An 11,478-nucleotide genomic window follows, 5' to 3' on the forward strand; every position below is an offset into this window, starting at 1 on the left:
CGGGGGACACATCGACATGACTTCACATACGACGCTAGGAGATGACCACCCGACCGCGGCACCCCTAACCTTCCCTAAGAGCCCCCCTACGCCCCCCAGGGCCGGCCACGCTCCTTTGGGGAGGTGACCGGCCCTGGGCCGGAGAGAATTGCCGTGGTCAGGACAGACCCAGCTCCTGGTCGATCATGGCGAACATCTCGTCGTCGCTCGCCGACGTGAGGTCCGTGGCAGCGGCCCCGGCGCCACCCCCTACGACCACCGGGCGGCCGAGCGCGGCCAGCAGGGACTGGAGCCGGTTGACGACCTTGTCGCGGTCCTCGTCGGACAGCTCGGCGGCGGAGACGGTGGCCTCGAGGCGGCCGAGATCGGCATGGACCGGGGTGGCACCCGGCCCCGCGGCGTCGGCGGAGAACTGCGTGCCGAGGTACTTGGCGACCGCGCCCGCCGACGGATAGTCGAAGATCAGGGTCGCGGGGAGCCGGAGGCCGGTCGCGCCGCCCAGCCGGTTGCGCAGCTCCAGGGCGGTCAGCGAGTCGACACCGAGATCAAGGAAACCGCGGTCCGGCTCGACCTGCCTGCTGCCGGTCAGGCCGAGCACCTTGGCGACGTTCAACTGGACCAGCTCCAGCAGCACGCCGGCCTGCTTGTCCGCGGCGAGCCCCGACAACCGCTGCGCGAGCGAACTGCCCTGTGCTTCCGCGTCCGCCGCGGCCGGCGCCGTCCGCCGTGCCGGCGCCTTGACCAGCCGGTCGAGCAGAGCGGTCAGTTCACCGGACGAAGCCTGGGCGCGCAGCCGGGGGAGGTCGAGGCGCACCGGCACGGAGACGGCCTCCGCGGTGGCCAGCGCGGCGTCGAACAGGGCGAGCCCCTCGACCGAGGAGATCGTGGCCAGCCCCGATCCCGTGATGCGCCGTACGTCACCGGTGGCGAGGTTCGCGGTCAGGTCGCTGCGCTGCTCCCACAGGCCCCAGGCCAGCGAGTGGGCGGTGAGGCCGACGGCCCTGCGGTGGCGCGCGAGAGCGTCGAGGAACACGTTCGCCGCGGCGTAGTTCGCCTGGCCGGGGCCGCCGAAGACACCCGCGGCCGAGGAGAAGAGCACGAACGCGGCCAGGTCGAGGTGCTGGGTCAGCACATGCAGGTTGACCGCCGCGTCGACCTTCGGCCGCATGACCGCCTCAAGGCGCTCGGGGGTGAGCGAGCCGACCACACCGTCGTCGAGGGCGCCCGCCGTGTGGACGACAGCGGTCAGCGGACGGTCCGCGGGCACACCGGCCAGAAGAGCCGCCAGAGCGTCCCGGTCCGCGGCGTCGCACGCGGCGACGGTCGTCTCGGCCCCGAGTGCGCCGAGTTCGGCCACCAGCTCGGTGACGCCCGCTGCCGCCGCCCCGCGGCGGCTCACCAGCAGCAATCGGCGGGCGCCGTACTCGCTCACCAGGTGCCGCGCCACCAGCGCGCCGAGCGTGCCGGTACCACCGGTGATCAGGACCGTGCCCTCGGGGTCGAGCCGCGGACGGGCGGGCTCGGCGGGCGCCTCGGTCCTGGCGAGCTTCGGCACGTACAGGGCGCCGCCGCGCACGGCCAGCTCGGGCTCCTCGGAGACGGCCGCCGAGGCCAGCACGTCACGCGTCACGGTGTCCGCGCCGGCCGGGTCGAGGTCGAGGAGGACGAACTGCCCAGGGTTCTCGGCCTCGGCCGAGCGGACCAGACCCCATAGGGGTGCGTGCACGAGGTCGGTGGGAGCCATGTCGGCACGCCCGGCCGTGGCCCCGCGGGTGACCAGGACGAGCCGCGACCCGCCGAACCGCTCATCGGCCAGCCACGCCCGTACGGTTTCCAACGCCCGTACGGAAGCGGCGCGAGCACCCTCCGCCAGGCCCGAGAGATCCTCCGAGCCGACCGGCGCGAAGGGCACGAAGACGATCTCCGGCACGGGCGCGCCCGCGTCGAGGGCCGCCGCGAGACCGGCGAGGTCCGCGTGGACCGTCGGCTCCGCCGAGCCGCCGGCCTCCCGCAGTACACCGTGCAGACCGAACCCGTCGTCCCCCAGGGCCGCCCACCGCCCGCCGGCGGACGCGATCGGCGCCGCCGCGACATCCGGGGCGCTCACCCAGTCGACGCGGAACAACGACTCGTGCCACGCCCCGCCGGCCGAGGACAACTGCCCCGCCGAGACGGGACGCGTCGCCAGGCCCTCCACGGAGACGACCGGGGCACCGGTGGTGTCGGCGGCCGCCAGCGTGATCCGCCGGTCGCTGTCGACACTGAGGCGTACCCGCAGACGCGAGGCGCCCTCGGCGTGGAAGCTGACACCGGCCCACGAGAACGGGAGCCGCACCTCGGCCTCCTCGCCCCCGCCACCGCTCCGCGCGGCGTGCTCGGCGCCGACGATGACGGCGTGCAGCGCGGCGTCGAGAAGCGCGGGGTGCACGACGAACCCGTCGGTCCCGGTGCCCGGGGCCAGCTCGACCTCCGCGAAGATCTCCTCGCCGCGCACCCAGACCGAGCGCAGGCACTGGAAGGTGGGCCCGTACTCGTAGCCGTGCTCGACAAGACCTTCGTACAGACCGTCGAGCGCGACCTCTTCACCACCGGCCGGCGGCCACGACATCAGATCGGCGTCCACGGCCGCCACGGTCGGCGCGAGCACACCCACGGCGTGTGGCGTCCACGGCTCGTCGACGGCGTTGTCCGGGCGCGAGTAGATGCCGACCGTGCGGCGCTCCGACGAGTCGGGGGCGCCCACGACCACCTGCAACTGAAGCGCCCCGGCCTGCGGCAGTACGAGCGGAGCCTGGATCGTCAGCTCCTCGACCTGACCACAACCGACCTGGCCGCCCGCGTGGATCGCCAGCTCCACGAGCCCGGTGCCGGGAACCAGCACGGTGCCCATGACGGCATGGTCGGCCAGCCACGGGTGCGTGCGGAGGGAGACCCGGCCGGTGAGCAGCAGGCTGTCGGAGTCGGCGGGGGTCACGGCGGCTCCGAGCAGCGCGTGCTCGCTCCCCACGAGCCCCAGGCCGGCGGCGTCATGAGCGGAGGCGGGCCCTTCGAGCCAGTAGTGCTGGTGCTGGAAGGCGTAGGTGGGGAGGTCGACGCGGCGCGCGCCTCTGCCTGCGAAGACACCGTTCCAGTCGAGTTCGGCGCCGTGGATGTGGGCGGTGCCGATGGCCTGGGTGAGGGCTTCCGCTTCGGGGCGGTTCTTGCGGAGTACGGGGGTGAAGACCGCTTCTTCGCTGTCGGACGCGATTTCTTGGGCGAGGGCGGAGAGGGTTCCGTCGGGGCCCAGCTCGATGAAGGACGTGACGCCTTGCTCGGCGAGGTACGTGATGCCGTCGGCGAAGCGGACGGCCTGGCGGACGTGGCGGACCCAGTAGTCGGGTGAGCTGATGTCTTCGGGGGTGGCGAGCTGGCCGGTGAGGTTGGAGACGACCGGGATGCTCGGGGTGCCGTAGGACAGACCTGCCGCGATGGTGCGGAACTCGTCCAGCATGGGTTCCATGCGGGGGGAGTGGAAGGCGTGGCTGACGCGGAGCTGGTGGACCTTGCGGCCCTGTTCGCGCCAGTGCTCCAGTACCTCGACTACGGCGGTGTCGTCGCCGGAAACCACGACCGAGGTAGGCCCGTTGATGGCGGCGATGGCGATCTCGGACTCGCGGCCTTCCAGAAGCGGGAGGATTTCCGCCTCCGTGGCCTGGATGGCAGCCATGGCCCCGCCAGCGGGGAGCGCCTGCATGAGCCGCCCGCGCGCGGCGACGAGCTTGGCGGCGTCTTCCAGGGTGAAGACGCCGGAAACGTGCGCGGCGGCCAGTTCACCGACGGAGTGTCCGACGAGGAAGTCGGGGGTCAGCCCCCACGCCTCGACCAGCCGGAACAGTGCGACCTCGATGGCGAAGAGCGCAGCCTGCGTGTAAACGGTCTGGTCGATCAGACCGGCGTCCCCGCCGCTCGTGCCGAAGACGACATCCTTCAGCCGACGCTCAAGCTGCCCCTCAAAGTGCGCACACACCTCGTCAAAGGCTGCGGCGAACACCGGATAGGTCTCATATAGCTCGCGGCCCATCCCGGCGCGCTGGCTGCCCTGCCCCGTGAACAAGAACGCGACCCGCCCGCGGCGCACACTCCCCGAGGCCACGGCACCCGACACATCCCCGGCCGCCAACGCCTGCACACCCGCGAGGAGTTCATCCACATCAGAACCCGTGATGACGGCCCGGTGCTCGAACCGAGCCCGCGTCACAGCAAGGGAGTACCCCACGTCGGCCGGACGCAGCTCGGAGTTGTCCCGCAGGAAGGAGTGCAGCCGCTCGGCCTGCGCCCGCAGCGCGTCCTGCGTCTTACCGGAGAGCACCCACGGCACAACCCCACCGACAACCGGAGCCTCGGAGGGCGGCTCCGGCTCGGCGGCCGGTACTTGCTCCAGAATCACATGCGCGTTCGTGCCGCTGAGGCCGAACGACGAGACGCCCGCCCGACGCGGGCGCCCGGTGTCCGGCCACTCGCGGGCCTCGGTCAGCAGGCGGACGTCGCCCGCCGACCAGTCGATCTTCCGCGAGGGCTCGTCGACATGGAGGGTCTTGGGCATGACGCCGTGGCGCAGTGCCATGACCATCTTGATGACGCCGACGACTCCCGCGGCGGCCTGCGTGTGACCGAGGTTCGACTTGACCGAACCGAGCCACAGCGGCTCGGCCCCCTCGCGCCCCTGCCCGTAGGTGTTGATGAGGGCCTGCGCCTCGATGGGGTCGCCGAGCGTGGTCCCGGTGCCGTGCGCCTCGACCACGTCGACTTCCGCCGTCGTCAGCCGGGCGTCCGCGAGTGCCTGGCGGATCATGCGCTGCTGGGAGGGGCCGTTCGGGGCGGTGAGGCCGTTCGACGCACCGTCCTGGTTGATGGCGGAACCGCGTATCACGGCGAGGATCTCACGACCGTTGCGCCGCGCGTCCGAGAGCCGCTCCAGGAGGAGCATGCCCACACCCTCGCCCCAGATCGTGCCGTCCGCGCCGTCCGCGAACGCCTTGATGCGGCCGTCCGTCGCGAGTCCCCGCTGCCGGGCGAAGTCGGTGAAGGAGATGGGGGTCGCCTGGACCTGGGCCCCGCCGGCGAGCGCGAGCGCGCAGTCACCGCGCCGCAGCGCCTGGGCGGCGAGGTGCAGGGAGACCAGGGACGACGAGCACGCGGTGTCCAGCGTGATCGCGGGCCCCTGGAGGCCGAGACTGTAGGCGATCCGTCCCGAGGCGACGCTGTTGACATTTCCATTGGACAGGAACGGCTCGATATCGGCCGGCACGGTCGGGAGAATGCAGCCGTATTCGTTGTGGATCATGCCCAGATATACGCCGGTCGAGCTGCCCTTGAGTGAACCGGGGTCGATCCCGGCACGCTCCAGCACTTCCCATGACGTTTCCAGGGCGAGACGCTGCTGGGGGTCCATCGCGACGGCCTCACGCGGCGAGATCCCGAAGAACGCCGGGTCGAACGCGTCGGCGTCCTCGATGAAACCGCCTTGGCGCACGTACGTCGTGCCGGGGCGGTCGGGGTCCGGGTCGTACAGCGTGTCCAGTTCCCAGCCACGGCCCTCGGGGAAGTCGGAGATCGCGTCGACCCCGTCCGCCACCAGCCGCCACAGATCCTCGGGCGAGGCGACTTTGCCGGGGAACCGGCAGGCCATGCCCACGATCGCGATCGGCTCGTGCTCCGCTTCCTCGACCTCGACCAGGCGATGACGGGTCCGGCGCAGCTCGGCCGTCACGAACTTGAGATTTTCCAGAAGTTTCTCGTCCTGCGCCATCAGATTTATCACCTATCGAAGTCAAATGCTGTGCGAGAGCCAAAGATGCCGGTACCGGGATCTCACTGGATCCCGGTACGCGGCGGATTCTCAGGCCTTGCCGAATTCCCGCTGGATAAGGGCAAGCATCTCGTCGGCGGTCGCCGATTCGAGATCGTCGTCACTGTCCGCGGCCGCCCCGGTCGTGGCGCCCTGGATTTCGTTCCACTTGGAGAGCAGGCTCTTCAGCCGTTCCGTGACCCTCTCCGCCCGCTCGCCCGCGTCGCCGTGCCCGTCACCATTCGCTTCACTGCCCGCGTCGCCGTGGAGCGCGACGCGGGACATCGCCGACTCCAGGCGGTCCAGCTCGGACAGGACCGAGCCGACGGGCGCGGCGGCGGCCGCGTCCGCGGTACCCCCGACCATCTCGCCGCACAGGTACTCCGCCAGGTCCTGCGGGGTCGGGTAGTCGAAGACCAGGGTGGACGAGAGGCGGAGCCCGGTGCTCACGCCGATGCGCGCGTTCAGGCGGTTGCGCAGTTCGACGGCGGTCAGCGAGTCGAAGCCCAGCTCCCTGAAGCTCCGTTCGGCGTCGATCGAGCCGGTCTGCGAGTGCCCGAGCACCGCTGCCACGTTCGATGCCACCAGTTCGAGGACGCTCCTCAGCTGCTCGGCGGGTGACAGTCCGGCGAGGCGCTCGGCGAAGGACGGGGCCTTCGCCCCACCGGCGGCGCCGGCGTTCGCGTGCGCCACGCGCCGCGCCGGTACGCGTACGAGCTTGCGCAGGATCGCGGAAGCCGGACCGTCGTCCACCTGGATGCGAGCCGGGTGCAGCCCCATGGGGGAGAGCGCCGGGTGGCCCGATGTGCGTGCTGTGTCGAGGAGTTGGAGGGCGTGGGTGGTGGGGAGGGGGGTCATGCCGGAGCGGTGGATGCGCTCGATGTCGGCGGTGGTGAGGTGTCCGGTGATTCCGCTGCGCTGTTCCCACAGGCCCCATTGGAGGGAGGTGGCGGGCAGGCCGAGTGCGTGGCGGTGGTGGGCGAGTGCGTCGAGGAAGGTGTTGGCGGCGGCGTAGTTGCCCTGACCCGGGTCGCCGAAGAGACCGGCGGAGGAGGAGAAGAGGACGAAGGCGGTGAGGTCCAGGTCCTTGGTGAGGTCATGGAGGTTGAGAGCGGCGTCGACCTTGGGCCGCAGGACCGCGTCGAGGCGCTCAGGGGTGAGGGAGGTGACCAGGCCGTCGTCGACGACACCGGCGGTGTGGAAGACGGCGGTGAGGGGGCGGTCGACGGGGATATCGCCCAGGAGAGCCGCGAGGGCCTCGCGGTCAGCGATGTCGCAGGCGGCGAACTGCACGCTGTGCGCGCCCAGTTCGGCTAGCTGGGCGGCCAGCTCGGGCGCGCCGTCCGCGCTCTGGCCGCGTCGGCTGGTGAGGATGAGGTGGCGTACGCCGTGCTCGGTGACGAGGTGGCGGGCGACGAGGCCGCCCAGTGTCCCGGCTCCGGTGATCAGAGCGGTCCCGTCCGGGCCGTGCGTGGCGATCTCACCGGCGTCGACGGCCTTGGCGACCCGGCTCAGCCGCGGTACGTGCACGGCCCCTTCCCGCACGGCTGCCTGCGGCTCACCGGCCCGCAGTACCGGCCACAGGACCGCGAGCCCGGCGGATTCGTCGGTGTCGAGGAGCAGGAACCGGTCGGGGTTCTCGGCCTGCGCGGAGCGTACGAGGCCCCAGACGGGCGCGTTGGCCAGATCGGTCACGTCTTCGCCGGGCCGGGCGGCGACCGCACCCCGGGTGACGAGGACCAGGCGGGATCCGGCGAACCGGTCCTCCGCCAGCCAGCCCTGGACGAGGGCGAGTGCGTGGCGGGTGGCCCGGTGCGCGGCGGTGGCCGCGTCGGTGTCCCCGTATCCCGCCAGGGGAGCGAGAACGACCTCGGGAACCGTGTCGGCGGCGGCCAGTTCGGCCAGGTCCGCGAAGACCGGACCGCCGACGCCGAAGCCGTCCGGCTCACCCACCACCGCCCACGCGCCCGGGTTGGCCGGGGGGAGGGGCAGTTGCGGCCATTGCACGTGGAAGAGGGAGTCGTGGAAGGGGTGGTGGCCGGTGGTGAGTTCGTCGGGGGTGGTCTGGCGCCAGGTGATGGTCTGTGCGGTGAGTACGGGTGTGCCGGTGTTGTCGGTGGCGGTGAGGGTGTTGTTGGTGGTGGAGAGTTTGACGCGCAGGGTGGTGGCGCCGGTGGCGTGGAGGGTGACGTGGTTCCAGGTGGAGGTGGTGCGTGCCTGTTCGTGGGGGGTGAGGGGCAGGGCGTGCAGGGTGGCGTCGAGAAGGGCGGGGTGGAGGCTGAAGCCGTCGGTGGTGGCGGTTTCGGGGAGGGTGACCTCGGCGTAGATGTCGTCTTCGAGCTGCCAGGCGGCGCGCAGGCCCTGGAAGGCGGGTCCGTAGGTCAGTTGGGTGTGTGCGAGGTGTTCGTAGGTGGTGTCGACGTCGATCGCGACGGCACCCCGCGGCGGCCACACCGACAGATCGGAGCCCTCGCCGTACGTTTCGTCCGTGAGCAGGCCCACGGCGTTCTTGGACCAAGACGTGTCGTCCCCGGCACTGTCGGGCCGCGAGTGGATCGCCACTGCCCGGCGGCCCCGCTCATCGGCGGCATCGACCGTCAGCCGCAGCACTACGCCGCCCTGCTCGGGAAGGACGAGCGGAGCCTGGAGCGTGAACTCCTCCAGGGACCCGCAGCCGACCTGGTCACCGGCGTGGATCGCCAGCTCGACCAGCGCCGGGCCCGGCACCACTGCCGTGCCCATGACGGTGTGGTCGGCCAGCCACGGCTGCGACTGAAGCGACAGCCGGCCTGTGAGCAGCACACCACCGGTCTCGGGGAGGATCGCGGCGGCGCCGAGCAGCGGATGCGTTGTCGTGTCCAGCCCGAGGCCTGAGGCATCACCGGCCGGGGCGGTGGCCCGCAGCCAGTAGCGCTGGTGCTGAAAGGCGTAGGTGGGCAGGTCCACGCGCCGCGCGCCCCGGCCTGCGAAGACGCGGTCCCAGTCGAGTTCGGCGCCGTGGATGTGGGCGGTGCCGATGGCCTGGGTGAGGGTTTCCGCTTCCGGGCGGTTCTTACGGAGTACGGAGGTGAAGGCCGCGGTGTCGGTGTCGGTGAGGGTCTCCTGGGCCATGGCGGAAAGGGTGCCGTCGGGGCCCAGCTCGATGAAGGACGTGACGCCTTGTTCGGCGAGGTGGGTGATGCCGTCGGCGAAGCGGACGGCCTGGCGGACGTGGCGGACCCAGTACTCGGGCGAGCCGATGTCCTCGGGAGAGGCGAGCTGGCCGGTGAGGTTGGAGACGACCGGGATGCTCGGAGTCCCGTAGGACAGGCCCGCCGCGATGGTGCGGAACTCCTCCAGCATGGGTTCCATGCGCGGCGAGTGGAAGGCGTGGCTGACGCGCAACTGGTGGACCTTGCGGCCCTGCTCACGCCAGTGCTCCAGCACCTCGGTCACGGCGGCCTCGTCACCGGAAACCACGACCGAGGTAGGCCCGTTGATGGCGGCGATGGCGATCTCGGACTCGCGGCCTTCCAGGAGCGGCAGGATCTCCGCCTCCGTGGCCTGGATCGCGGCCATGGCCCCACCGACGGGCAGCGCCTGCATAAGCCGTCCACGCGCGGCGACGAGCTTGACGGCATCTTCCAGGGTGAAGACCCCCGACACATGGGCGGCAGTCAGTTCACCCACCGAGTGTCCGACGAGGAAGTCAGGGGTCAGCCCCCACGCCTCCACCAGCCGGAACAGTGCGACCTCAATGGCGAACAGTGCGGCCTGCGTGTACACGGTCTGGTCGAGCAGACCGGCATCCCCGCCGCTCGTGCCGAAGACGACATCCTTCAGCCGACGCTCAAGCAGCCCGTCAAACTGCCCGCACACCTCATCGAAGGCTGCGGCGAACACCGGATACGTCTCGTACAGCTCGCGGCCCATCCCGGCCCGCTGGCTGCCCTGCCCCGTGAACAGGAACGCCAGTCGGCCACGGCTGACGCTCCCCGAGGGCGCCTCCCCGGCAGCCACCGACCGCAGTCCGGCCAGCAGCTCCTCACGGCTCGCGCCCGTGACCACGGCCCGGTGCTCGAACCGTGCGCGCGACACCGCCAGGGAGTAGCCGACATCCGCCGGGCCCAGCTCGGGCTTGCGCTCCAGGAAGGAGAGCAGCCGGTCGGCCTGCCCCCGCAGCGCGTCCTCGGTCTTGCCCGAGAGCACCCACGGCACGGGGCCGGCGACGATCGGTGTCTCGCCTGCCCCGAGGTCCGCCGCCGGCGCCTGCTCCAGCACCACGTGCGCGTTCGTGCCGCTCATGCCGAACGACGACACCGCTGCCCGTCTCGGCCTGTCGACCTGCGGCCACTTGCGGGCCTCGGTCAGCAGGCGGACGTCGCCCGCCGACCAGTCCACCTCGGGGGCCGGCTCGTCCACGTGCAGGGTCTTCGGCAGCAGGCCCTCCCGCATGGCGATGACCATCTTGATGATGCCCGCGATGCCCGAAGCCGCCTGGCTGTGGCCGATGTTGGACTTGATGGAGCCGAGCCAGAGCGGTTCCGCGCCCTCGCGGCCCTGGCCGTACGTGGCAAGGAGCGCCTGCGCCTCGATCGGGTCGCCGAGCCGCGTCCCCGTGCCGTGCGCCTCGACCGCGTCGACGTCGCTCGTCGACAGACCGGCGTTGCTCAGTGCCCGCCGGATGACGCGCTGCTGGGAGGGCCCGTTGGGCGCCGTCAGACCGTTCGACGCGCCGTCCTGGTTGAGGGCCGTACCCCTGATCACCGCAAGGACCTGGTGACCGTTGCGGCGGGCGTCGGAGAGGCGCTCGACGAGGAGCATGCCCACGCCCTCCGCCCAGCCGGTGCCGTCCGCCGCGCCCGCGAAGGGCTTGCAGCGGCCGTCGGGGGCGAGGCCCCGCTGGCGTGAGAACTCGACGAACGTGTCCGGCGTCGACATGACCGTGACACCACCGGCAAGCGCCAGCGAGCACTCGCCCCGGCGCAGCGACTGGACCGCCAGATGCAGGGCCACCAGCGAGGACGAGCACGCGGTGTCCACCGAGACGGCCGGGCCCTCCAGGCCGAGCACGTACGAGACGCGGCCCGAGGCGACACTGCCCGAGTTGCCGGTGCTGAGATAGCCCTCGAGCCCCTCGACGGACTTGGTGAACTCGGAGTAGTAGTCCGAGCTCATCACCCCGGCGAACATGCCCGTTTGGCTGCCGCGCATCGCCTCGGGATCGAGACCGGCGCGCTCGAACGCCTCCCACGAGGCCTCAAGGAGCAGCCGCTGCTGCGGGTCCATCGCCAGCGCCTCACGCGGGGAGATCCCGAAGAACGCCGGATCGAAGTCCCCCGCCTCGTAGAGGAATCCGCCCTCACGCGAGACGATCTTGCCGGGCTTGTCCGGGTCGGGGTCGTACAGCCCCTCGATGTCCCAGCCGCGGTCCGTCGGGAACCCGGAGATCGCGTCGACCCCGGCCGACACCAGCCTCCACAGGTCCTCGGGCGAAGCGACCCCGCCCGGGTAGCGGCAGGCCATGCCGACGATCGCGACCGGCTCCGTCGCCGCACCGACGAGCTGCCGGTTCTGCTGCTTCAGGCTCTCGGCTTCCTTGATCGACGCACGCAGCGCCTCGACGAGTTGTGCCTGGGACGTTGTCATCAAGAGCTCCACACATCAGACGT

At 71.5% G+C, this 11,478-nt stretch carries 2 protein-coding genes; both read right to left on the reverse strand.

The features are described 5' to 3' along the window. Positions 1–157: 157 nt before the first annotated feature. Complete coding sequence (locus CP975_RS27305) at positions 158–5,800, reverse strand: type I polyketide synthase (RefSeq protein WP_425474282.1); 5,643 nt, start codon at positions 5,798–5,800, stop codon at positions 158–160. Between the two features lie 78 nt (positions 5,801–5,878). Then, positions 5,879–11,458: a type I polyketide synthase gene (locus tag CP975_RS27310; RefSeq protein ID WP_425474283.1), complete on the reverse strand. Its 5,580-nt coding sequence runs from the start codon at positions 11,456–11,458 to the stop codon at positions 5,879–5,881. Between the last annotated feature and the right edge of the window lie 20 nt (positions 11,459–11,478).

The sequence above is a fragment of the Streptomyces alboniger genome, from assembly GCF_008704395.1.
Taxonomy (GTDB): domain Bacteria; phylum Actinomycetota; class Actinomycetes; order Streptomycetales; family Streptomycetaceae; genus Streptomyces; species Streptomyces alboniger.